The sequence below is a fragment of the Streptomyces sp. NPDC047043 genome, from assembly GCF_040644055.1.
Lineage (GTDB): Bacteria > Actinomycetota > Actinomycetes > Streptomycetales > Streptomycetaceae > Streptomyces.
On the sequence record NZ_JBEYVO010000041.1, the window covers coordinates 12,624 to 34,937 of the forward strand.

Consider the following 22,314-nt stretch of genomic DNA (forward strand, 5'->3'; position numbering starts at 1 on the left):
TTCCGGTGCTGCTGTCACGGGTTCAGGGCCTTCGTTCCGATCGCGAGCAGGGAGATGTCCTCCTGGGGCGCGTGCACGGGCGCGCACTGGATGTCGCGGAAGTGCCGCTCCAGCGGGTTGCCTCGGGCCAGCCCCGGATTGCCGAGCAGCCGCACGGCGAGCTCCACCGCGCGGACCCCGTGCCGGTCGGCCAACACCCGTGCGCCCAGGGCCTGTTCGGGCGTGTACGAGGCGTCGGGGGCGTCGAGTTTCGCGGCGCCGTCGAACACCAACTGTTCGGCGCCGGCAAGCAGTACCTCGATCTCCCCGGCGGTCCGCCGGAAGCGTTCCGTACGGGCCACCGGATGACCGAGGTTGGCGGGCACCCGCTCGCCGGCGAAGGCGTGGAAGAAGGACTGCGCGGCCCGGGCCACACCCAAGTAGAGCGCCGCCAGCGGGAGATGAAGCGCGGCACCCGCCCGGTTGTCCTGCTCAGCGGCCGGCCCGTGCGGGCCGATCCCGATGACGTGCTCGTACGGGACCTGCACGTCCCGGAACGTCACGTCGTGACTGCCGCTGGCCCGTAGCCCCAACTGGTCCCAGCGGCCGGTGACTTCGATGCCGGGCGAGCCGCCGGGCACCAGGAAGGTACCCACCCGGGGCTCTGCCTCGTCGGTGGTCGCCCAGACCAGGAACAAGTCGAGCCCGTCGGCACCGGTCACGAACCGTTTCGTACCGCTGATCGCCCAGCCGTCGGCCGTGCGCCGCGCTCGGGTGGCGGGCAGGCCGCCCCGGGCGGGGGAGCCCAACTCGGGCTCCACGCGCGCGTGGTTGATCAGGACGGGGCGCTCGAACGACTCCTTGACCACCCGCGCGTACACCTCCTGCGGCCAGTGCGGCTGGGCGGCCTGGCGGGCGTGGGTGTTGAGTGTCATCGCCGCGATCAGGGCGACCGACGGGTCGAGCCGTCCCAGGGAGTGCAGGATCCGGGCGCTCTCCTCGACGCCCCCGCCCCGGCCGCCGTACCGCTCGCCGATCGTCGCGGTGAGCAGACCTGCGTCGTGCACGATCCGCAGGGACTCGGCAGGAAAGGCGGCCGAACGGTCGTACTCGGCGGCCAGTTCCGCGATGCGCTCAGTCACAGGGCCTTCTTCAGGTCGGCGTTCAGGTCGGTGGTCCAGAACGACTTCACGTCCAAGTGCTGCTTGAGGGCGCCGAGTTGGGTGAAGGCATCGGCGACCTTCTGCTGCGAGGCGATGGTGTCGTCCCCGACCGTGCGGGCCTTGGTCGGGCGCTGTGCCTGGGCGTCGACGAGGTCCTTCTTCGCCTGGGCGAGGGGCTGGTGGGTGGCCTCGGCGGTGATCTTCGCGAAGCCGTCCTGTTGGCCGTCGCGGACGTAGGTGTAGGCCTTGGTGATCCGTGCGATCAGATCGGCGGCGGCCGCCTTCTGCGCCGGGCTCGTCAGCACGCTGTCGCGCGCCGACCAGAGGAAGTTGCCGGACAGGATGTCCTTGCCGGAACCGACGGTGGTCGCGCCCTGCTGGTGGGCGGTGATGATCGACGTGCCGTAGGAGGCGAAGGCATCGATGCCGCCGCCGTTGAGGGCGGCGAGCCCGTCGTTGGGCAGGAGCGGCTTGGCGTCGATGTCGGACCACTTCAGGCCCGCCTGCTGCAGCAGCTTGTACAGGAAGTAGTGGGCGGTGGTGTTCTGGACGTAACCGACCTTCTTGCCCTTCAGGCCGGCGATGTCGGTCACCTTCGAGCCCTTGGGGACGACCACCTCCTGGTTGAGGGTGGCTCCGCGCTGCACGGCGACGACCTTGAAGTTGGGCTTGCCGTCGGCCGCCGCGAAGACCGGCGGGATCTCGCTGGAGGAGGCGAGGTCCAGCGCCCCGGCACGGATGGCCTGGAGCTGCTGGTCACCGCCCTGGAACAGGCTCCATTTGACCTTGTACGGGGTGTCGTCGAGGTGGGCGTACTTGAGTACCGCCTCTTCGACCCTCCAGCCGGTGGAGCCGACCCGCAGGGTCACGGAGGAGACGTCGGAGGAGGACTCGGCCTTGGCGTTGCCTCCGCAGGCGGCCGCGAAGGGCAGCAGCAGGGCGAGGGCGGCGGCGGACGTGCGCAGGGTGCGGCGGAACAACACGGGATCTCCATGAGCGTGTTCGCAATCCGAAGGGGGACAGGGTCAGGCGGCCCGGGAGGTCGCCGCTCGGTGGGCGAGTTCCTGCCTCACCAGCGGCAACACGTGACGGGCGTAGTCGATCGCGTCGTTGAGCGGGTCGTAGCCCCGGATCGACAGCAGGTCGCAGCCGATGTCGACGTAGTCGAGCAGCGCCTTGGCGACCGTCTCCGGGGAGCCGACCAGGGCGGTCGAGGCTCCGGCGGCGTTGGTGGCGACCGCCGGCGCGGTCCACAGGCAGCGGTCGTGGACCTCGCCGCGCTCGGCGATGTCGAGGAGGCGCTGGGAGCCGACGTTGGCCGGGCGGCCGGTGGTTCGGTAGTGGCGGAGCAACTCGGTGTTCTGCGCCTGGTCCCGGAGTACGCCCAGCGTGCGGTGCGCCTTCTCCCAGGCCAGTTCGTCGGTGGGTGCGATGATCGGGCGGAACGAAACCCATATACGGGGGCGGGGGCGTCCCGCGGCATCCGCGACCGCGTTCACCGCGGCGATCTGCTCGGCCGTCTCCTTCAGCGGCTCGCCCCACAGCCCGAAGATGTCGCCCTGCTGCCCGCCGACCCGGTAGGCGTCCTGGGAGGAGCCGCCCACGGAGATCGGGATCAGCCCGTTCACGGGCTTCACGTCGGAGTAGTAGCCCTCGAACCGGAAGTACTTGCCCTCGTGCGAGACCGGCCCTTCGGCCTGCCACACCTTGCGGAGGATCTGGATGTACTCGTCCGAACGCTCGTAGCGCTCGGCCTTGCCCAGGTAGTCGCCCTCGCGGTGCTGCTCCTCGTCGCTGCCGCCGGAGATGATGTGCAGCGTGAGCCGGCCGTTGCTGATCTGGTCCAGGGTGGCCAGGGCGCGGGATGCATGGGTCGGGAACACGACGCCGGGGCGGTGGGCCAGGATCGGCCGGATCCGCTCCGTGTGGGTGGCGACGAACTGGGCGATCTGGAAGGCGTCGGGCGAGGCCGAGTGGTAGGCGACCAGGGTGTGGTCGAAGCCGCCGTCGTCCAGGGCGCGGGCGTACTTGCGCAAGTGGTGGATGTCGAGGCCGGTCCGGCTCGAGGCGGCGGGGCCCGACGCGCCGGCATCCGTGTGGACGGCGCTGATGAACTCGACAGGCATGGTCAACTCCCTTGTCGAAAAGGTCACTTGAGGAGAGAGGTGTCGGCCGACTTCGCCACGTCGACGTTCGGGTCCAGCACGCCGATGCCGTTCATGAGGTCGGCCACGCCCTGCACGGTCTTGTTCACGTCGGCCGTGATCGGCAGGACCTTGCTGTACGCGGCGGAGGCGAGCGTCTTGGCGACGGTGGCGTCGGCGCCGTTGCGCTGTTCGATGGCCTTGGCGTAGGCCTCCTGGTGGGTGCTGGTCCACTTCAGGGCCGTGCCGAGGCGCTTGAGGAAGTCGGCGAGCGCGGCCTTCTTCGAGGAGTCGGCGAGGGCCTTCTCGGAGGCGTTGATGAACCCGATGCCGCTGACCCGGCCGTCCCCGCCGTCGACGAGGAGCCTGCCGCCCTGCTCCAGGGCGACGGCCTGGTAGACGCCGAAGATCGCCCAGGTCTTGATCTTCCCGGAGGCGAAGGCGGCCTGCGCGTCGGTCGGCAGCAGGTACTGGACCTTGACGTCCTGGTAGCTGAGGCCGTTCTGCCTGAGGGCGTTGGCCAGCAGATACTCCGAGACGCTGCCCTTGGCCGAGGACACCACGACCTTCTGGCCCTTGAGGTCCTTGACGCTGTCGATGCCGGAGTCCTTGCGGACGACGATGCCGACGTGCGTGCCGTCGTTCTTCAGCGCGGCGACGTTCTTGACCTTCACTCCGCCGCTGAGCGCCTGCAGCGCCGGCAGATCGGCGGAGTACCCGGTGTCGGCGGCACCCGCCTGCACCGCCTGGTACAGCGGGGCCGCGCCCTCGAACTCGGCCCACTTCACCTGGTACTTGGCGCCCTTGAGCGCGCCGGAAGCCTCGACGATGGTCTGCAGGGTCTTGGCCTGGTCGCCGATGGTGAGGGTGGCCTCCTTGGAGGAGGCGTCCGCCGAGGAGTCCGCGCCGCAGGCGGTCAGCGTCAGCAGGGCGGAAAGGCTCAGCGTGGCGGCGGCGATTCTGCGGATCACGAGGGGGTTCCTTCCAGGGTGTGGGTCACGCCGAGCCAGTTCAGGAGGCGGGCGCGCAGGGTCACGAACTCGGGGGCGGTCAGATCGCGGGGGCGGGGCAGCTCGACGGTCAGCTCATGGGCGATGCGGCCCTCGTCCATCACCAGGACGCGGTCGGCGAGCAGCAGCGCCTCCTCCACGTCGTGGGTGACCAGGAGGATCGCGCAGCCGTGCAATCGCCACAGCTCGGCGACGAGTTGCTGCACCTTGCCGCGGGTCAGTGCGTCCAGGGCGCCGAACGGCTCGTCCAGCAGCAGCAGTTCGGGCTCGCGCACCAGGGCGCGGGCGAGCGAGACGCGCTGGGCCTGGCCGCCGGAGAGGGTCTTGGGCCAGACGGTGGCGCGGTCCGCGATGCCGACCTCGTCGAGGGCCTTCAGCGCGAGGGTCTTGTCGGGTCGCCCGGGCAGCCCGAGGACGACGTTGCGCCACACCTTCAGCCAGGGCAGCAGCCGCGGCGACTGGAAGGCGGCACTGCGCCGCGCGGGCACGGTCACCTCGCCGCCGATCTCGTCGTCGAGTCCGGCGAGGATCCTCAGCAGTGTCGACTTGCCGCAGCCGCTGTGTCCGAGCAGGGCCACGAACTCGCCCTCGTGGATGTCGAGATCGAGGTCGTGCAGAACGGTGTTGCCGTCGAAGGCCCGCGAAAGCCCCCGTATTTCCACGCTGTTGGGCATCTCTAGGCCTCACCCTCGAAGTTGGCCCGCCAGGTCAGCAGCCGCCGCGACAGGATCCGTACCGCGAAGTCGCAGGCCAGCCCCAGCAGCGCGTACACCACGAGGCACAGCACGATGACGTCCGTGCGGAAGTACTGCTGGGCGTTGCTCATCAGATAGCCCAGCCCCGCGTCCGCGTTGATCTGCTCGGCGAAGACCAGCGCCAGCCAGGCGGTGGACAGCGCGTACCGGAGCCCCACGAGGGCACCGGGCAGCGCGCTCGGCAGAATCACGTACTTGATCAGGCCGAACCGGCCGAGGCCCATCATCCGTGCGGCCTCGACGAGTTGGGCGTCGGTGGAGCGGATGCCGCCGTAGATGTTGAAGTACAGCGGATACGTGACCCCTAGCGCGACCAGCGCGATCTTCGGTGTTTCCTCGATGCCGAACCACACGATGAACAGGGGGATCAGGCCCACCCAGGGGATCGCCCGGAACATGCCCATCGAGGAGTCGATGACGTCCTCGCCGAGCCGGAACAGTCCGGCCAGCAGGGACAGGCTCAGCGCGACCGACGCGCCGATCGCGAAGCCGATGGCGGCCCGGCGCCCCGACGCGGCGATGGCGCTGGGCAGTTCACCGCTCTTCGTCAGCTCGACAGCCTGTCGTGCGACATCGACGGGGGAGGCCAACACGGACTCGGGGAGCACTCCGGTGGCGGAGGTGAGGAACCACAGGAGCACGAGACCCACGGGTCCCGCGGCCCGGCGCACGGAGCGGGGGACGGTGAGGCGGCGGCCGCTCTTCGCGGTGCCGCGGATGGTGACACGGGTGGCCGGTGCGGGCGCCTCGGGGAGGTCCTGCTTCGACAGCACACCCGCGTCGAGCGGTTTCGTCGTCATGGCGGGGTTCCTTCAGGAGGGTGACGGCCCGGTCGCGGCCGGGCGGGCGGGATCGGCGGACCACGCGGACCAGGAGCCGGGGAAGAGCACCGCCTCGAACCCGGCGATCTCCAGCGCGGCGATCTGATGGGCGGCGGTCACCCCCGAGCCGCAGTAGACCCCGATGGGCTTCGCCCGGGTCGCCCCCTCCCCCTCGAACCGCTTGCGCAGCTCGTCGGCGGGCAGGAAGGTCCCGTCGGCCGCGAGGTTCTCCCCGGTCGGCGCGGACACCGCACCCGGGATGTGCCCCGCCCGCGGATCCACCGGCTCCACCTCACCCCGGTACCGCTCACCCGCCCGGGCATCCAACAGCAGCCCCTCTACGGCGAGTTCGGAGGCACCGTCGGCGTCGGTGACCGGCAGATGGCCTGCGCGCAGCACGACGTCCCCGGCCGGCGGATCGGCCGGAACCCCGGACTCAAGCGGCAGCCCGGCGGCCCGCCACGCCCCCAACGCCCCGTCGACCAGCGTCACGTGCGCGATGCCGGCGTACCGCAGCAGCCACCAGGCCCGCCCGGCGGCTGTGTTGCCCAAGTCGTCGTAGACAACGACCTGTTGGGCCTCGCGCAGCCCCCACTTCCTGGCCGACGCCTGCAGATCCGCGAGGTCGGGCAGCGGATGCCGCCCGCCCTCCGGGCTCGGCGGAGCGGCCAACTCCCGGTCCAGGTCCGCGAAGACGGCGCCAGGGATGTGTCCCTCGGCGTAGTGCTCGCGACCATGCGGATCGCCCAGCGCCCAGCGGACGTCGAGCACGACGGGCGGGGTGTCGGAGTCGAGCAGCTCACGGAGCTCGAAGGCAGTGATCGTCACACCCATGCCAGGTCGCCCTCCGCGATCGCGGGCAGCTCGGCCGACAGCCGCAGCCGCTCCAGGAACAGCACGACCGTGGCGGCGGAGGTGCGGTGCAGCGCGTCGTTGAGGACGTCGTGCCGACCGCCGGCGAAGGTCACCGTCCGCACGCCCGGATGCCCCTGGTAGGCACTCAGCGCGTCCCCGACCGGGCTCACCACGTCGTCCTTGCCGTGCAGGGCGAGGACCGGGACGTGCACCAGGTCGAGTCGCAACTCCGGCAGGTCCGGGGTCACTTCCAGGGCTCCCCGCCGGAAGTCCGGGTCGTGGGTGAGGCGGCCCTGATGCGTGGGGCAGGCGGTGCGGGCCTGGACCTCTGTTTCCCAACTCCCGGACGTCCAGGGCGCGGTGGGCAGGCCGGCCAGGATCAGCGCGTCGAGGCCTGCCGTCTGCTCGGCGGCCAGGTGCGCGGCGAAGCGGGCGCCCGTGTCCGAGCCGACCAGCACCTTCGGGCCGGGCAGCGACTCGTCGGCGAGCAGCTTGGCGGCCTCGTCGAGCACGGACGGATCGGCGGACGCGTCGCCGAGGGCGCGCACCCGGTAGGCGTCGAAGGCGAGTCGGCGGCCGAACCGCTCGTACACACCAGGGTGCTCACCGCGCCCCGCGAGCACGATCAGCGTGCCGCGGGCGGCGAGGCCTTCGGGTTCGTCCCAGGAGAAGGATGACGACATGAGGGGGCAACTCCCTTTGCGGAGCCGGGCGTTCGGGGCAGGGGTAGGCAGCCGTGCAGGGCATGCGGGCAGCCGAGAGGGGCTGTCACGTGTCAGCGAAGGTCAGCTGACAGTCAGTGACGAGCAGGCGTGATCAGCTCGGACGGTGGCGGCGCACCGAGGGGAAGCTCAGCGACAGCGCGCGCTGCACGCCACGCCGAAGTCGATGACTCGGCGCTGCGTCAGCAGGGCAGCAGAAGCGGTCGCGTGCAACATGCGCCCATCATGACCGGCGGCGGTCGACCGCGTCCAACGATGATTCCGCATCGAAACCGATCAGGTATCGCGATCGATCGGCGGCAGCGGTTAGTGTCACGGCATGCCCCAACCTGTCCTCGACATCGTGGCCCTGCGCAGCCTGACCGCGATAGCCGACTGCGGCGGCTTCCATCGCGCCGCCCGGACGCTCGCCCTGAGCCAGTCGGCGGTCAGCCAGCACGTCCGCAGGCTGGAGAAGACGCTGGGGTGGCCCGTCGTGGAACGCGAGGGCCGCGGCACCCGGTTCACCCCCGAGGGTCGCCTGCTGCTGGAACAGGCCCGTCGCATCCTCGCCGTGCACGACGAGGCCGTACGCACCCTGCTCGACGCGGACGGCGACACCGTCACCGTCGGCTCCACCGAGCACGCCGCCGACCAGTTCCTGCCCCGGCTGACCGCCGCCGTCCAGGAGGTGCGTCCCGGCTGCCGGGTGCGCTTCCGTATCGACCGCTCCGCCCGTCTCGTGGAGGCCGTGGAGCGCGGCAGCGTCGACGTCGCGGTGTACGTCACCGAGGCCGCCGCCACCGAGGGCACACCTGTCGGCGGACTCCCGCTGACCTGGCATGCGGTGCCGGGCTGGGAGCAGCCGACCGCGCCCGCCCCCGTGCCGCTGGTCGCCATCGAGGACCCTTGCGCGATCCGCCGCCGCGCCATCGCCACCCTCGCCGCCCACGGGGTGCCCGCCACGGTCGTCGGCGACGCCGGATATCTCGCGGGTGTCCTGGACATCGCCCGCACCGGCGAAGGGGTGGCCCTGCTCGCCGCGGTCGGCCCCGCCCCCGACGGCCTGACCCCCTATGAGGGCCTGCCGTCCGTCACTCCGATCCCCATGAGCGCCCTGGCCCGCCCGGGCGCGGACCCGGCAACGGTCGAGGCCGCCTTCACCGCCGTACGGGATCTGCTGCGGCAGGGCTGAGATCGCACCGCTGCCCACCACGGGCGCAGTACCGTCGTCGCATGGAACAGCGCATCACACTGATCACGCTGGGTGTCTCCGATCTCGCACGCTCCAAGGCCTTCTACGAGGCACTGGGCTGGCGCGGGCAGGAAGTCCAGGAGACGGTCTTCTTCCAGGCGGGCGGCCTGGGACTGGTCCTGTGGGGCCGGGACGAACTCGCGCGGGACTGCGGCCTGGAACCCGGTCCGGCGAGCGGCTTCGGCGGGATCGCCCTCGCGCACAACGTCCGGTCCGAGGCGGAGGTCGACGCCCTGCTCGCGGCCGTCGAACCGGCGGGCGGGACCATCACCAAGCCCGCGGCCGTCAACGCCATCGGGTTCTACTCCAGCGCCTTCGTCGACCCGGACGGCCACGCCTGGGAGATCGCCCACAACCCCGGATTCCCCCTGGCCGAGGACGGTTCGGTGACGCTCCCCGACTTCGGCGGCGTCTAGGAGCTCCCCTCGGAGGCGTAGTCCCGGAGCCCGTCCTCCAGCAACTCGAAGGCCCGCTCGGCCAGTTGACGCACCTCGGTGGCGAGGCGGACGGGCGCCTCGTCCGACAGGACCCGATGCCGTACGTGGGCGATCAGTGCGCGGTGGACTGCGAAGAGGGCGTCTGCCGCGACCCGGGCCGTGACGTCGTCGTCCGCAGCGGCCGACTCGGCGGCCAGCGCGGCGGCGAGGGCGTCGACGCAGGCGGTGAGGGCACGCTGCTCGCGGGACTGGAGGGCCGGGCTGTCCGCGATCATGCGGTTCATGGTACGGAGCCGGGTGAGCGCGAGGGCGTCACCGGCCTCGACCTGGGCCAGCAGCCCCGAGGTCGCCAGCAGCCGGCGCCGGAAGGCGGCGAGCGCCGACTCGCCGGGAGGACGGGTGCGGACCGCCTCGACGAGCTGTTCCCCGAAGGCCTCGAAGCGCGAGTAGAAGAGGTCCTCCTTGGTGGGGAAGTAGTTGAACACCGTCGCCTCGGAGACCTGTGCGGCACGGGCCACCTCGACGACCGTGACCCGGTCGAAGCCCCGCTCGGCGAAAAGCCGCCACGCGGTGTCGCCGATCCGGTCCCGCATCTGCTGCTTCTTCAGCTCCCGGAGACCCATGTGTCTCTCCACCCGCTCTTTCATAGGGTCACTCTAACTTTAGGGTTACCCTAGCAATGGCGCTCGACACGGTTCGTGGCACACCTGAGGAGGTCGACATCCATGGCTGCACGGAAAGAAGTCCTCGACCTGGTGCACAGCTGGACGCAGGGTGAGGAGCGCAACGACGTCGAGAGCGTGGACGCGCTGCTCACCGACGACTTCGCCGGCGTGGGGCCGCTGGGGTTCGTCCTGGGGCGCAGGCAATGGCTGGAGCGGTTCCGCAAGGGCCTGGTGAACCGCGCGTTCACCGTGCAGGATCCACAGGTGCGCGACTACGACGCCGCGGCGGTCGTGGTCGGCGTCCTGGCACAGGAGACCAGCCTGAACGGCGAGGACAAGTCGGACCGGTTCAGGGTCACACTCCTCGCGGTGCGCCAGGACGACGGCTGGCGGCTCGCCCATCTGCACATCGGTGCCCTGCAGCAGCGGAACTGACGAGGAATCAGAGGGACCGAAGGAGAGCACACCCATGAAGGACCGCACCTACCTCAAACCGCCCTGGATGCAACGGCACGTCGGCAACCGCCTCGCACCGCTCTTCGGCCGCTCCGTCGTCTCCCGGCTGTCGGTGCGCGGCCGGCACAGCGGGCGCTGGCGGACGGTGCCCGTCGCCGTCCTGGAGTACGAGGGTGAGCGCTACCTCGTCTCCTATCGGGGCCTGAGCGACTGGGCCCTGAACCTGCGCGCCTCGCCCGACTGCCGGCTCACCGTCCGCGGCCGCACCGAGGACCTCACCACCCAAGAGGTCCCGGAGTCCGAGCGTCCGCCCCTGATGGCGGCCTACCGCGAGAAGTACGGCAGCATGCCCACGGTCTCCGCGGTCCTGACCGCGCTCCCGGACCCGGCCGACCACCCGGTCTTCCGCCTGAGCGGCCGCAACTGATCGTCGGCCCGTGAAGCGGTCCACAATGGCCGCATGGATTGGATCTCGGGCGTGGCAGGCGGGCTGCTCCTGGCGGTCATGTTCTTCAGCGTCCTGCGCACCCTGGTGGTGCCCCGAGGCCTCTACTCGGCGCTGGTGTTCCGGCTGTGGTGGTTCCTGCGCCGTCTGCTCAGGCTCTTCGCACCCCACGGCGGCTACGACGCCATCGACCGCGCGCAGACCTGGCTCGCTCCGCTGATCCTGATCGGCATGCTCGCGACCTGGCTCGGCGGAGCACTGGTCGGCTACGGCCTGCTCTTCCACGCCGTGTCCGGGCTTGACTGGGGCAATTCCTTCCGCGAGGCGGGCTCCAGCCTGCTCACCCTCGGCTTCGCCGGCGGCGCCAGGCTGCGCCTGTCCGTCGTCGACTTTCTCGCGGCGGCCACCGGTCCGGTCCTCATCGCCCTGCAGATCGCCTACCTGCCGACGCTGTACGCCGCCTACAACCGGCGCGAGCTGGAGGTGACCCTGCTGCAGTCCCGGGCCGGGGAACCCGCCTGGGGGCCGGAGATCCTGGCCAGGCAGTGGCTGGTCGACACCGAGACCGCGCTGCCCGAGCTGTACCGGGCCTGGGAGCGGCTGGCCTCCGACATGGGCGAGAGCCACTCCACCTACCCCGTACTGATCGCCTTCCGCTCGCCCCGCCCGTACCGGCACTGGCTGGTCGGCCTGGTCGCGGTGATGGACGCCGCGGCCATGCAGCTCGCGCTCAACCCGCGCCTCGCCCCGCCCGAGGCACGCCTGGTGCTGCGCGCCGGGTTCACGGCCCTGCGGGACATCGCCCGGTCCGTACGCCTGCCCTTCGACCCGGACCCCGCCCCGGACGGCGCCGTCCAGCTCACCTACGCCGAGTTCGACGCGGCGGTCGCGATGCTGGCGGCGGCGGGCTTCCCCGCCGAACGCCCCACCGCCGAGGCCTGGCCCCACTTCCGCGGCTGGCGGGTCAACTACGAGGCGACCGCCTACGCGTTGTGCCGCCGGTGCGACGCGGTGCCGGCCCTGTGGACCGGACCGCGCGACTTCGACTCGGCCCCGATTCCACCGCGCAGACCGGCGGACCGCCGCCCCGGGGAGGGGCGGCCGGGGGTGCCGCCGTCGGGCTAGGTGCGCATCGGTGACAGCGCCCGACCGCTTCCTTGTCGCCTGCCGGCTCAAGGCGCGCCGCCTCGACGGTCAGGCTTTCGCGGCCAGCGGGCGCCACGCGTCCCAGATGGCAAGTCGCTGCTGGTAGGCGGCTTCTACGACGGGATAGGGGTAGGTGCCGAGGAACAGCCGCAGGGGCGGGTCGTCGGTGTCGACCAGTTCGAGGATGACGTCGGCGGTGGCCTGCGGATCCTGGGGTGCGCGGGCGGTGGCACCGGCCCGGCGTGCCTCACGGACCGGCTCGTAGGCGGCGATGGGTTCGGTGTGCACCGCGGAGTGGCCGGACCAGTCGGTGCCGTAAGGGCCGGGTTCGACGATCGTGACGCGGATGCAGAGCGGGCCGACCTCCTGGGCGAGTGCTTCGCTCATCCCCTCGAGCGCCCACTTGGAGGCGTTGTACAGCCCGAGGGTCGGGAACGCGGCCAGGCCGCCGAGGCTGGACACCTGCAGGATGTGTCCGCTGCCGCGGGCGCGCAGGAACGGCAGGGCGGCCTGCGTCACCCACAGCGGACCGAGCAGGTTGGTGTCGAGCTGGGCGCGGGCCTGCGCCTCGGTGGTCTCCTCGACCATGCCGAAGAGGCCGTAACCGGCGTTGTTGACGACCACGTCGAGGTGGCCGAACTCGTCGACGGCTTGCTGCACGGCAGCGGTGACGGCGGCGCGGTCGGTGACGTCCAGACGCAGGGGGAGAACGCTGCCGCCGTAGGTGTCGACGAGGGAGCGCAGGGACTCGGGGCGGCGTGCCGTGGCGGCGACCCGGTCGCCGCGGGAGAGAGCGGCCTGGGCCCAGATCCGGCCGAAGCCGCGGGACGCGCCGGTGATGAACCATGTCTTCGTCATGTCTCCACCGTGCGGGGGCCGCCGAGCCGCAGCCAGCACCCCGGGAGGGTTACCTTCGAGACCATGGCGAGCGACAACGTGCTGGGGGAGTTCCTCAAGGCCCGGCGGGGACTGGTCGCGTCCTCGCGCGCCGACCTGCCGACCCTCGGTCGACGCCGGGTCCCGGGGCTGCGCCGGGACGAACTGGCCCGGCTGGCCGGGATCAGCGAGCCGTACCTGACCCGGCTGGAACAGGGCGTCGACCGGCACCCCTCGCCGCAGGTGCTGGGGGCGCTCGCGCGGGCACTGGAGCTGGACGCCGACACCGCCGCGCACCTCTTCGCGCTCGCCGCCCCGGATCCCGTACGGCCGTCACACACCGAAGTCGACGCGGGCGTGCACCAGTTGCTGGATGCGGCGGTGGACAGCCCGGCGTATGTGCGCAACCGGCGCTTCGACGTGCTGGCCGCCAACAAGTGGGCCCGGGCGCTCGCCCCGATGTACGAGCCCGGACACAACCTGGCCCGGGACATGTTCTTCGACCCGCAGGTGCGTCGGCTCTTCCCCGACTGGCCGGAGATCGCCGCGCAGACCGCCGCGGCCCTGCGCGCCGAGGCCGACCTGCGCGATCCCGCGACCGCGTCGCTCATCGCCGAGCTGGAGGCGGACGACGACTTCCGCAGCCTGTGGGCGCGGCACGACGCACGGCCCTCCCGCGACGAGCTCAAGCGGTTCGTGCACCCGGAGGTCGGTGAACTGGCCCTGCGGCGGCAGGCGCTCACCGTCGGCGGCGCCGAACAGCAAGTGATCATCGTCTACCAGGCGGCTCCCGGCAGCCCCTCCGCGGACGCCCTCGCACGGCTGCTCTGACCATCCACCTGCCTCCGCGGGCGGTGGAGCCGACTGCCGGGCCGTGTCGACGGCTTGCTACGGTCCAGCCGTGTCCGCAGAGATCTCCCGGCTCGTCGACGAACTCGTCGCGCAGATGAGGGCCGAATCCGGCCCTGGCTACCAGCAGGCCCTGGGGCGGCTGGCCGAGGCCGCCCGCAGCGGGAGCGACAGCGCAACCGCGGTCGTCGAGGCACTCGCACCGTGGCTGCCGCGCATGGGCGGCATCTTCGCCAAGACCGTGGTGCTGGCGGGAGCGTGCGTGGAGTGGGGCGGCTCGCCCACGGCCCTGGTCGACGTGCTGCCGGAGCGGGCCGCACTGGCCATGGACATGAACGCGCTGGTGCCGGACCTCTGGGCGCGGGCGTCCAGGTGGAGGAAGCTGCCGGAGCCGAAGAGCTCGAACTGCACGCGCCTGGTGAACACGCTGCGCAAGCTGGCCCGGCCCGAAGAGGGCCTCCACGAGGAGGGCATGGCGCAGATCGCCATGTCCTGGTTCGACATGGAGGACTGGCTCCAGGCACTGATCGCTCTCCTTGCCGACCCCCGCTTCCGGACCGCCGTCGCCGCCCCGGTCAAGGCCGAACTGCGCGAGCACGCCGCCGCGGTCGCTGACCGTTCCCAACGCGCCGCCTGGGTCGGCCGGTTGGCCGCGGTCCTCGACGACGAGCCGCTGCTCGTCCTGGACCCCCGCACCCGCAGGGGCTACGCCCTGACGATGGGCGGCATCGGGGACAACTTCCAGCTGCACACCCTCCTCGCGGACCGGCTGATCGGCGATCCCGAGCAGGGGCTGGTCGCGGGCGAGCGCCCCGCGCGCACGTGGGTCGAGGCGGCGACCGACTCCGACCCCAACCTGGGTCCATGCGAGCCCGCGATACGCCGTTTCCGCCTCTTCGACGGCCATGGCGCCTACGTGTACCCCGAGGGCATCCCCGCCGACATCGAGCCGCTCGACGGCATCCGTGTGCTGGTCCTGCATCCGGCCAACGGCACCTTCGGCATGGGCATCGGCCGGGTCTTCCAGCACATGGAGCCCACCCTCCGGCTGGACCGCGTCCTCCAACCGGCCGACACGGAGGCCTGGTTCGACCGGCTCGCACCCGCTGTCGAGGACGACCTGATGGCGGGTTAGGCCGTGACCGCGGCCGGCTGCGGGAAGGTGACGCCGGTCAGCTCCTCGGAGACGGTCCACAGACGGCGGGCGACGGCCGGGTCGCTGGCCGCCGGCGAGCGGCCGACCAGGGTCGGGGCGCCGCGCATCTCGCCGAGGCCGTCCGGGCCGACGTAACTCGCGCCGGGCAGGTCCTGCACCGCCGCGTACAGCGTGGGCAGCGCGCCGGCCTTGCTGTTCTGGGCCATGAAGCGGTTGCTCGCCCACATCAAGGCGCGCCGCAGCGCACTCGCGTCGTGGCTCTGCAGGTTCGTGGCGGCATACCCGGGGTGCGCGGCCAGCGCGCGTACGGACGAGCCCGACTCGGCCAGCCTGCGCTGGAGTTCCAGGGTGAACAGCAGGTTGGCCAGCTTGGACTGGCTGTACGCCGTGATGGGCGCGTACTCGCCGGTGAGGTTGAGGTTGTCGAAGTGGATGTACGGGGTGCCCGGCATCTTGTGCGCGCCGGACGACACGGTCACCACCCGGTCGGTGATGTGCGGCAGCAGCAGGTTCGTCAGGGCGAAGTGGCCCAGGTGATTGGTGCCGAACTGCATTTCGAAGCCGTCCTTCGTGGCGGACTCCGGGAGGTTCATGACACCGGCGTTGTTGACGAGCAGGTCCAGGTCGCCGCGCCAGCTCCCGGCGAACTCGCGCACGGAGGCGAGATCGGCCAGGTCGAGGCGGCGCACCTCCACGCTTCCGTGCACGCCTGCGGCGGCGGCCTCGCCGCGCTTCGGATCCCGCACGGCGAGCACCACATGTGCGCCCGCTCCGGCCAGCGCCTGCACGGTGGCGATGCCGAGTCCGCTGTTGGCGCCGGTCACGACGGCGGTGCGGCCGGTCTGGTCGGGGATGTCGGTCACGTTCCACTTGCTGGGTGTAGTAGCCATGGCCGCCAATGTAGGCGGTGCCAACAATGCTGTCAATGACAACAATGGTGACGGCGACAACAATGTAGGCGGCACAAACATGACGGATACACTGACGACCATGCACACCCGCCATCGCCGCTATCACCACGGAGACCTGCGCTCCGCGCTGCTGACCCGGGCCGAGGAGACGCTCCGGGAAAAGGGGCCGGCCGCGCTGTCGCTGCGCGAACTCGCCCGCGATCTCGGGGTCAGCCATGCCGCGCCGAGCCGCCACTTCAAGGACAAGCAGGCCCTGCTGGACGCGCTGGCGCTGACCGGCTTCGAGCGGCTGACCACCGTCCTCGCAGCGTCACAGGACGGCGCCGGAGAGACGTTCGCGAAGCAGGTCGACGCGATGGTCCGCGCGTATGTGGGCTTCGCCCGGGACAACGCCGAACTGCTCGACCTGATGTACTCGATCAAGCACGACCCCGAGGCCTCCCACGCGCTGCTCGACGCCGCTCACCGCTGGTCGGAACTGGTCGTCCGCCTGATCGGCGAGGGTCAGACCAGGGGAGAGGTGCAGGAGGGACCGATGGAACGCGTCGGCCTCCCGGTCTTCGCCACCCTGCACGGCTACGCCGACCTCGCGGTGACCGGCATGCTGCCCCCAGAGGCGGACGAACACGGACTGGACGACGTGATCGCATTCATCCTGCGGGGGTGTGCGCCCTAGCTCTCCCGTCGCCCGGGGCTGGGGCGGCGGTGGATCGCTCACGCCGTCACGCCGCGGCAGTTCCGTTCGTCAACCCAAAGGGGGCCCGTATCCCCGGAGGGAGCGTGCGCGATGACGCAAGCCACGGTGGCAAGGATCGCGCGGCACGTGAGCCTTCTGGGCTGCGGAATGCTCGCGGGAATCGCCGTCACCGTGCTCTTCCTCGAACTGGCGCTACGACGGCTGAGCGGCCCGGAGTACGTCCGCGTCCGCCAGGCCGAGTTCACCGTCTTCACCAGGTTCATCGGCGCCGTCTTCGTGCCGACGCTCATCGCCGTGGCCATGCTGGCCCTCCAGGAACGGAGGCGACCCGTCGCACGCCGCCCGGAGGCCGTCGCGCTCGCACTGCTCCTGCTGGCCCTCGCGATCTCCCTCGCGGTCAACGGCCCCATCAACGTGGAGCAGTTGAGCCGGCATGCGCAGACTCCGCCCGCCGACTGGGCACAACTGCACGATCGTTGGCAGATCGCCCATGCCGTACGGACCGCCGCGATCGCGCTCGCGTTCGGCCGTCTCGGCGCGGCGGCCGCGCACCGGGACCGGATTGACGTTCCCTTCTAGGAACCGTCGGCCACGGCCTGCCCGCCCAGCATCCGCGTCAACACCTCACGCTGCAGCGGCTGCACCTCGGCGTGCAGGTCGCGCCCCTTGCGGGTGAGCGCGACCCACACGCCGCGCCGGTCCTCCGCGCAGACGGAACGCTCCACCAGACCGTCCTTCTCCAGCCGGCCGATCAGCCGGGACAGTGCGCTCTGGCTGAGATGAACCCGTCCCACGAGGTTCTGCACCCGGCACTGGTCGCCCTCGCCGGACGTCTCGGACGCGAGGATGTCGAGCACCTCGAAGTCGCTCGCGCCCAGGCCGTGCGGGTGCAGGACCCGGTCGATCTCGCACATCGTGCGCGCGTGCACGGAGAGGATGTCCCGCCACCTCTCCTCCAGCCGGGCTTCGGCCGTTCTTGCTGCCATACCCGCACGGTAACACCGAATCGGCCATTCGTTGAGTGTGCAATTAGTGCGGGCGCATACAGTCCGGGCGGGAACGTCAGGCGGCCGGGTCCTGGAGCAGCCCCACGAGATTGCCGTCCGTGTCCTTCACAAAGGCGATCAGCCGGCCGCCGCCGACGTCCTGCACGTCCTGCAGCACCTCGGCCCCCGCCTCCACCAGCGCGGCCAGCCGCCCCCGGATGTCCTCCACGTGCCAGTACGGCACCGGCCCGGTCATGCCCTTCGCGTGCCCGTTGGGGTCCAGCCCGACGTCCTGCCCGGCGTCCTTGAAGCCGACGTAGTACGGCTCGTCCGCGTACGGTTCCACCCCCAACAGGGCGCCGAACAGGGCCTTGGCCCGGGCGATGTCCTTGACGGGGTAGATGATCGTCTTGAGTCCGGCAGTCATGGCGTACTCCTCCGCGCTGGTCACTCCGACGGATTTCGTCGGTGGTTTCACGCTAGGGCGGGGGAGCGGGACGAGGCTTCTTCGATCCTGACCGGTTGCCGCGACCGCCGGCCGTGCCCAGGCCGACACGCCACGAGCGCGCCGCCGGCCGAAGCCGATCAGCGCGCCCGCGCGAAGAGAAGGCCAGACCACAGACCCTTACGTCGACTCCCGCTTCACCAACTCCGTCGGCAAGATCACCGCCGCCGGATCCTCGCCCCCGATCTGCGCCAGCAGCACCCGTACCATCTCGGCACTGATGCGGTCGTACGGCTGGCGGATCGTCGTGAGGGCGGGCGTGGCCTCCGTCGCCGCACTCGAGTCGTCGAAGCCGCCCACGGACACGTCCTCGGGGACCCGGCGGCCCGCCCGGCGCAGCGCGGCCAGCGCGCCCTGCGCCATCAGGTCGGAGGCCACGAACACGGCGTCCATGTCCGGCGCCTGCGCCAGCAGCCGTTCGGTGCCCGCCTCGCCGCTGGCCCGGCTGTAGTCACCTGAGACGACGAGCCGCTCGTCGATCTCGACGCCCGCCTCGGTCAGCACCTCCTTGTAGCCCGCGAGGCGGTCGACACCGCCCGGGGTGTCCAGCGGACCGGTCACGATGCCGATCCGGCGGCGGCCCAGCGACAGCAGATGGCGCACCATGTCACGGGCGCCGTCCCGGTCGTCCGCGGCCACATAGCTCACCTTGGAGCCGAGCCCCATGGGCTTGCCGCACTGGACGAGCGGCACCCCCGCCTCGCGCAACTGCTCGGCCACGCGGTCCCCGGAGTGGCTGGAGACCAGCAGCACCCCGTCGACGTGACCGGCGGTGATGTACCGCGTGATGCGCCGCCGCTCGTCCTCCGTGCCCGCCAGCATCAGCAGCAGCGGGATGTCGTGCGCGGCCAGCGCCTGGGTACAACCGCTCAGCAGGACATTGAAGTTGGGGTCCTCGAAGAACCGCTCCTGAGGCTCCGTCAGCAGGAAGCCGATCGAGTCCGAACGCCCGGTGATCAGCGACCGGGCGTGCCGGTTCACGACGTAACCCGTCTTGCGGATCGCCGCGTTGACCGCCTCCTGGGCGGTCGGGCTGACGTAGTGCCCGCCGTTGAGCACCCGCGAGACGGTGCCCCGTGAGACACCCGCCTCGCGCGCCACGTCGTGGATCGTCGGCGGTCTGCGTCGGCCCCCCGTGTTGCTCATGGTCATGACTTTACGGCCCCGGACAGCAGATCGAGGCTCCAGAAGCGCTGGATGACCAGGAAGAGCGCGATCAGCGGGATCACCGCGAGGAACGCACCCGTGATCACCAGGGTGTACAGCGCCGGCTGGTTCGATCCCTGCTCCAGCAGTGTGTACAGGCCGAGCGTGATCGGGAACTTCTCGTCGTCGCTGAGCATGATGTACGGCAGCAGGAAGTTGTTCCACACGGCCACGAACTGGAACAGGAACACCGTCACCAGGCCGGGCACCATCATCGGCAGTGCGACCCGCGTGAAGATCCGCCACTCGCTCGCGCCGTCCATCCGCCCGGCCTCCACCACGTCGGCCGGAACGGCGGCGGTCGCGTAGATCCGCGCGAGGTAGACGCCGTAGGGGGAGAGGATCTGTGGGAGCAGCACCGACAGGTACGAGTCCGTGAGGTCTGCCTTCGCCAGCAGCAGGTACTGCGGGATGGCGAGGATGATCGGCGGCATCAGGACGCCCGCGAGCAGGATGTTGAACATCGTCTCGCGGCCCCGGAAGCGGTAGGTCGCGAGCGCGTAGCCGCTGAACGCCGATACGCACGTCGACAGCAGGGCGCCCAGACCGGCGTAGAGGGCGGAGTTGCCCATCCACTTCCAGTACACGCCGTCGCGGTAGGCGTTGAGCTCCTTGATGTTGTCGGCGAAGCCGGTGCCCGGCAGGAACGTGAATGTGGAGAACAGCTCGCGCCCGGACTTGGTGGACGCGATGGCGACCCACGCCACCGGCAGCAGCGTGTAGATCGCGCCGATCAACAGCGTGACCGTCGGGACCAGCGCGATCCGGCGGTGCAGCGGTGGGCGGTCCTGGGCGGCACGCCTGGTGCTCGCTGTGGACGGTGCTTTCTGGACGGCAAGAGAGCTCATCGTGCTGCCTCCTGCTTCTGGCGACGGTTTGCGGCCCGCAGGAAGCCGAACGACAGGGCGAGCGTGGCGAGGGCGATGATCACGGCCTCGGCGGCCGCCTGGTAGATGTCACCCTTGCGGAATGCGTCCTGATACACGGTCATCAGCGGACTCCATGTCAGGGGCAGGGAGTTGGTGAGCGGCTTGAGGGTGGTCGGCTCGTTGAACACCTGGAGCGTTGCGATGATCGAGAAGAAGAAGGTCAGCACCAGGGAGGGCGCGACCATCGGAATCTTGATCTTCAGAGCGGTCTGCAACGGCGTCGCCCCGTCCAGCTTCGCCGCTTCGTAGACCTCGGCCGGGATCGACCGGAGCGAGGTGTAGATGACGATCATGTTGAAGCCGGTGCCTCCCCAGACCGCGATGTTGGACATGGCGAGGTACAGCGGACCGCCGTCGAGCAGATCGGGCTGTGGCAGGTGCAGCTTCTCGAGCACGTAGTAGAAGGGGCTGACGTCCGGCAGGTACAGAAAGCCCCACATCAGAGCGGCCACCACGCCGGGAATGGCGTACGGCAGGAAGATTGCGAGCCGGGTGAAGGGGGCCAGCCGTACCTTCTCCGAGTCGAGCATCAGCGCGAACAGGAGGGCGAGGCCGAGCATCACCGGGACGACGATGCAGCCGTAGCCGAGGACGCGCAGTGCCCCGTCCACGAGCTCGTTGTCGGTGAGGGCGTCCGTGTAGTTCTCCAGGCCGGCCCAGACCTCCTTGCGGGCGCCCGAACCCAGGCCGAGGCCGGAGACGTGCACCTTGCGGAAGCTGAGGTAGAAGGCGTAGCCGATGGGCAGCGCGAAGAACAGGGCGAAGAGGATGGTTGCGGGGAGGAGGAAGGCGTACGGGGCCCCCTTGACCCCGTACGACTTCCGGCGTGCGCTGGTCACTCGGAGACCTCGAAGCCCTGCTTCTTGAGGTCGGCGACCGTTGCGTCCTGCATCGTGTCCAGGGCGGCGGTGAAGTCCGACTTGTTCTTCGCGGCGGCGCCGAAGGCGTCGTTGAAGGTCGTGTACGCGACGTTCACGTTCGGGCCCCAGGCGGAGGGTGCCGTCGTCTTCGCGATCTGGGCGGCCTTGGTGTAGAAGTCTGACTGGTTCGAGAAGTAGGCCGGCGGGTTGGCGAAGGCGCCGCTGGTCTGGGCGTTCGTGGCGGCCGGGTAGATGCCGCTCTCCTTGGCCAGTGCCTGCAGCGCGGCGCTGTCGGTGTTCAGCCAGGCGGCGAACTTGGCGGCGGCCGCCTTGTGCGCGGAGTCCGTGGTGACGGCGACGGAGGAGCCGCCCCAGCTGCCGGTGACGTTCTCGCCGGCGGACCACTGGGGAAGCGGGGCCATGGCCCACTTGCCCTTGGTCTCGGGCGCGGCCGTGGTCAGCGTGCCCGGTGCCCATACGGCGGAGACCCAGGCGATCTGCTTGCCGGTGTTGAGCGCCTTGTTCCAGGCCGGGGTGTACATCGGCTGGTTGTCGATGGCGCCTTCCTTGACGAGGCCGCCCCAGAACGTGGCGACCTTCTGCGTCGCCGCGTCGTTGATCGCGACCTTCCACTTGTCGCCGGAGGTCGTCCACCACTTGGCGCCGGCCTGCTGGGCGAGACCCGCGAAGAGGCCGGAGTCGTTGGCGGAGAAGGTGGTCAGGTCCTTGTCCGGGGCCTTCTTCTTCAGTGCTCGGGCGGTCTGGGCGAACTCGTCCCAGGTCGTCGGGACCTTCAGGCCGTACTTCTTGAACAGGTCCGCGCGGTAGTAGAACATCATCGGCCCGATGTCCTGCGGCACCGCGTAGGCCGCGTCCGTGCCCAGCGTGACCTGCTGCCACACACCGTCGGCGAACTTGCTCTTCGCGTCACCGATGTCCTTGGAGATGTCGGCCAGCGCGTCATTGCTGACCAGTGTCGGCAGCGCCTGGTACTCCGCCTGCACCAGGTCGGGGGCCTTCTTCGCCTTGTGTGCGGTGAGGATCTTGGTGACCAGCGAGTCGCCGGACGCCTGCTTCTTGAAGACGACGGTGATCTGGTCCTTCTTGCCCGGACCCTTGTTCCACAGGTCGACGACCTTGTCCATGCCGGGCACCCAGGCCCAGTACGTCAGTGTGACCGGCCCGGACTCGGTCTTGCTGTCGCTGTCGGACGAGCCGCAGGCAACGAGTGCGGTGGTGCCGAGGGCGACGGCGATGGTGGATGCCACGAGGCGACGACGCGTCGTGTTGGGCATGGATCTCTCCCCTGACCTGGGTTCCCGCCTCTTGCGGGAACCTGCCATGCGAATCACAGGAGCCGGGTCCCCGCCCGTCGCGGGGACCTGTCATGCTCTCTGTGAGCGTTCACAGTAGAGAAACATCCCGGACACTTGTCAATGGTTGTTGCTGTGCGGTTATGTTGGGCCCGCACCGCCGCCGCTGTGTGTGCACGTTCCCAAATGATCGA

General features: G+C 70.5%; 26 protein-coding genes. 9 read left to right on the forward strand and 17 right to left on the reverse strand.

The window, feature by feature from the left end:
* Positions 1–14: 14 nt before the first annotated feature.
* Genes ABZ880_RS45510 through ABZ880_RS45545 form a run of 8 tightly spaced genes read right to left on the reverse strand, consistent with a single transcriptional unit; the run spans position 15 to position 7,410 of the window.
* Positions 15–1,121, reverse strand: a complete 1,107-nt coding sequence (locus ABZ880_RS45510) for an acyl-CoA dehydrogenase family protein (protein WP_361276632.1) — start codon at positions 1,119–1,121, stop codon at positions 15–17.
* Positions 1,118–2,125: an ABC transporter substrate-binding protein gene (locus ABZ880_RS45515; protein ID WP_361276634.1), complete on the reverse strand. Its 1,008-nt coding sequence runs from the start codon at positions 2,123–2,125 to the stop codon at positions 1,118–1,120. Before ABZ880_RS45515 ends, ABZ880_RS45510 begins: the two co-directional genes overlap by 4 nt.
* Before the next feature lie 42 nt (positions 2,126–2,167).
* The gene (locus ABZ880_RS45520; protein ID WP_361276636.1) at positions 2,168–3,268 is read right to left on the reverse strand and encodes an LLM class flavin-dependent oxidoreductase; all 1,101 of its coding nucleotides are present in this window, start codon (positions 3,266–3,268) and stop codon (positions 2,168–2,170) included.
* A 23-nt stretch (positions 3,269–3,291) separates the two neighbouring features.
* The gene (locus ABZ880_RS45525; protein ID WP_361276639.1) at positions 3,292–4,257 is read right to left on the reverse strand and encodes an ABC transporter substrate-binding protein; all 966 of its coding nucleotides are present in this window, start codon (positions 4,255–4,257) and stop codon (positions 3,292–3,294) included.
* Positions 4,254–4,970, reverse strand: coding sequence for an ABC transporter ATP-binding protein (locus tag ABZ880_RS45530; protein WP_361276642.1), 717 nt, complete (start codon positions 4,968–4,970; stop codon positions 4,254–4,256). The genes ABZ880_RS45525 and ABZ880_RS45530 overlap by 4 nt, the downstream gene beginning before the upstream one ends.
* Before the next feature lie 2 nt (positions 4,971–4,972).
* Positions 4,973–5,851: an ABC transporter permease gene (locus ABZ880_RS45535; protein WP_361276645.1), complete on the reverse strand. Its 879-nt coding sequence runs from the start codon at positions 5,849–5,851 to the stop codon at positions 4,973–4,975.
* A gap of 12 nt (positions 5,852–5,863) precedes the next feature.
* The gene (locus tag ABZ880_RS45540; RefSeq protein WP_361276648.1) at positions 5,864–6,706 is read right to left on the reverse strand and encodes a sulfurtransferase; all 843 of its coding nucleotides are present in this window, start codon (positions 6,704–6,706) and stop codon (positions 5,864–5,866) included.
* Positions 6,697–7,410, reverse strand: coding sequence for a lysophospholipase (locus ABZ880_RS45545; RefSeq protein WP_361276651.1), 714 nt, complete (start codon positions 7,408–7,410; stop codon positions 6,697–6,699). The genes ABZ880_RS45540 and ABZ880_RS45545 overlap by 10 nt, the downstream gene beginning before the upstream one ends.
* A 358-nt stretch (positions 7,411–7,768) precedes the next feature.
* Here ABZ880_RS45545 and ABZ880_RS45550 point away from each other — a divergent pair, with 358 nt between their 5' ends.
* Complete coding sequence (locus ABZ880_RS45550; protein ID WP_361276654.1) at positions 7,769–8,623, forward strand: LysR family transcriptional regulator; 855 nt, start codon at positions 7,769–7,771, stop codon at positions 8,621–8,623.
* Between the two features lie 41 nt (positions 8,624–8,664).
* Positions 8,665–9,099: a VOC family protein gene (locus ABZ880_RS45555; protein ID WP_361276657.1), complete on the forward strand. Its 435-nt coding sequence runs from the start codon at positions 8,665–8,667 to the stop codon at positions 9,097–9,099.
* On the opposite strand, the gene ABZ880_RS45560 is transcribed toward ABZ880_RS45555, so the two are convergent.
* The gene (locus ABZ880_RS45560; RefSeq protein WP_361276659.1) at positions 9,096–9,743 is read right to left on the reverse strand and encodes a TetR family transcriptional regulator; all 648 of its coding nucleotides are present in this window, start codon (positions 9,741–9,743) and stop codon (positions 9,096–9,098) included. The genes ABZ880_RS45555 and ABZ880_RS45560 overlap by 4 nt on opposite strands.
* 102 nt (positions 9,744–9,845) lie before the next feature.
* Between ABZ880_RS45560 and ABZ880_RS45565 the strand changes: the two genes are divergently transcribed.
* From ABZ880_RS45565 to ABZ880_RS45575, 3 genes are read left to right on the forward strand one after another with little or no spacing between them, the layout of a single operon-like run.
* A complete protein-coding gene (locus ABZ880_RS45565) occupies positions 9,846–10,220 on the forward strand; it encodes a nuclear transport factor 2 family protein (RefSeq protein WP_361276661.1) in 375 nt (124 codons plus the stop codon).
* A gap of 34 nt (positions 10,221–10,254) precedes the next feature.
* Positions 10,255–10,668, forward strand: a complete 414-nt coding sequence (locus ABZ880_RS45570; protein WP_361276663.1) for a nitroreductase family deazaflavin-dependent oxidoreductase — start codon at positions 10,255–10,257, stop codon at positions 10,666–10,668.
* A 33-nt stretch (positions 10,669–10,701) separates the two neighbouring features.
* Complete coding sequence (locus ABZ880_RS45575; RefSeq protein WP_361276666.1) at positions 10,702–11,811, forward strand: hypothetical protein; 1,110 nt, start codon at positions 10,702–10,704, stop codon at positions 11,809–11,811.
* A gap of 69 nt (positions 11,812–11,880) precedes the next feature.
* Here the strand turns inward: ABZ880_RS45575 and ABZ880_RS45580 are convergent, their stop codons facing one another.
* A complete protein-coding gene (locus ABZ880_RS45580; RefSeq protein WP_361276669.1) occupies positions 11,881–12,690 on the reverse strand; it encodes an SDR family oxidoreductase in 810 nt (269 codons plus the stop codon).
* Positions 12,691–12,753: 63 nt separating this feature from the next.
* On the opposite strand from ABZ880_RS45580, the gene ABZ880_RS45585 reads away from it, so the two are divergent.
* Positions 12,754–13,539, forward strand: a complete 786-nt coding sequence (locus ABZ880_RS45585) for a helix-turn-helix transcriptional regulator (RefSeq protein ID WP_361276672.1) — start codon at positions 12,754–12,756, stop codon at positions 13,537–13,539.
* 70 nt (positions 13,540–13,609) lie between these two features.
* Positions 13,610–14,692 (forward strand): hypothetical protein, encoded by a 1,083-nt coding sequence (locus tag ABZ880_RS45590; RefSeq protein WP_361276675.1) that lies wholly within the window; start codon positions 13,610–13,612, stop codon positions 14,690–14,692.
* Here ABZ880_RS45590 and ABZ880_RS45595 read toward each other — a convergent pair.
* Positions 14,689–15,603, reverse strand: a complete 915-nt coding sequence (locus ABZ880_RS45595; protein WP_361276678.1) for an oxidoreductase — start codon at positions 15,601–15,603, stop codon at positions 14,689–14,691. The genes ABZ880_RS45590 and ABZ880_RS45595 overlap by 4 nt on opposite strands.
* A gap of 100 nt (positions 15,604–15,703) precedes the next feature.
* Between ABZ880_RS45595 and ABZ880_RS45600 the strand changes: the two genes are divergently transcribed.
* Together ABZ880_RS45600 and ABZ880_RS45605 are read left to right on the forward strand one after the other, a co-directional pair.
* Complete coding sequence (locus tag ABZ880_RS45600; RefSeq protein WP_361276680.1) at positions 15,704–16,300, forward strand: TetR/AcrR family transcriptional regulator; 597 nt, start codon at positions 15,704–15,706, stop codon at positions 16,298–16,300.
* A 111-nt stretch (positions 16,301–16,411) separates the two neighbouring features.
* A complete protein-coding gene (locus ABZ880_RS45605) occupies positions 16,412–16,900 on the forward strand; it encodes an anthrone oxygenase family protein (RefSeq protein ID WP_361276683.1) in 489 nt (162 codons plus the stop codon).
* Here the strand turns inward: ABZ880_RS45605 and ABZ880_RS45610 are convergent.
* From ABZ880_RS45610 to ABZ880_RS45635, 6 genes are all read right to left on the reverse strand, one after another.
* Positions 16,897–17,307 (reverse strand): MarR family transcriptional regulator, encoded by a 411-nt coding sequence (locus ABZ880_RS45610; protein WP_361276686.1) that lies wholly within the window; start codon positions 17,305–17,307, stop codon positions 16,897–16,899. The genes ABZ880_RS45605 and ABZ880_RS45610 overlap by 4 nt on opposite strands.
* Positions 17,308–17,383: 76 nt before the next feature.
* Positions 17,384–17,734 carry a VOC family protein gene (locus ABZ880_RS45615; RefSeq protein ID WP_361276689.1) on the reverse strand — a complete coding sequence of 117 codons (351 nt, stop codon included), beginning with the start codon at positions 17,732–17,734 and terminating at the stop codon, positions 17,384–17,386.
* Positions 17,735–17,932: 198 nt separating this feature from the next.
* Positions 17,933–18,964 (reverse strand): LacI family DNA-binding transcriptional regulator, encoded by a 1,032-nt coding sequence (locus ABZ880_RS45620; RefSeq protein WP_361276692.1) that lies wholly within the window; start codon positions 18,962–18,964, stop codon positions 17,933–17,935.
* Positions 18,961–19,866, reverse strand: a complete 906-nt coding sequence (locus ABZ880_RS45625; protein ID WP_361276695.1) for a carbohydrate ABC transporter permease — start codon at positions 19,864–19,866, stop codon at positions 18,961–18,963. The genes ABZ880_RS45620 and ABZ880_RS45625 overlap by 4 nt, the downstream gene beginning before the upstream one ends.
* On the reverse strand, positions 19,863–20,786 hold the full coding sequence (locus ABZ880_RS45630; RefSeq protein WP_361276697.1) for a sugar ABC transporter permease: 924 nt from the start codon (positions 20,784–20,786) through the stop codon (positions 19,863–19,865). Before ABZ880_RS45630 ends, ABZ880_RS45625 begins: the two co-directional genes overlap by 4 nt.
* Complete coding sequence (locus ABZ880_RS45635) at positions 20,783–22,102, reverse strand: extracellular solute-binding protein (RefSeq protein WP_361276700.1); 1,320 nt, start codon at positions 22,100–22,102, stop codon at positions 20,783–20,785. Before ABZ880_RS45635 ends, ABZ880_RS45630 begins: the two co-directional genes overlap by 4 nt.
* Positions 22,103–22,314 lie beyond the last annotated feature (212 nt).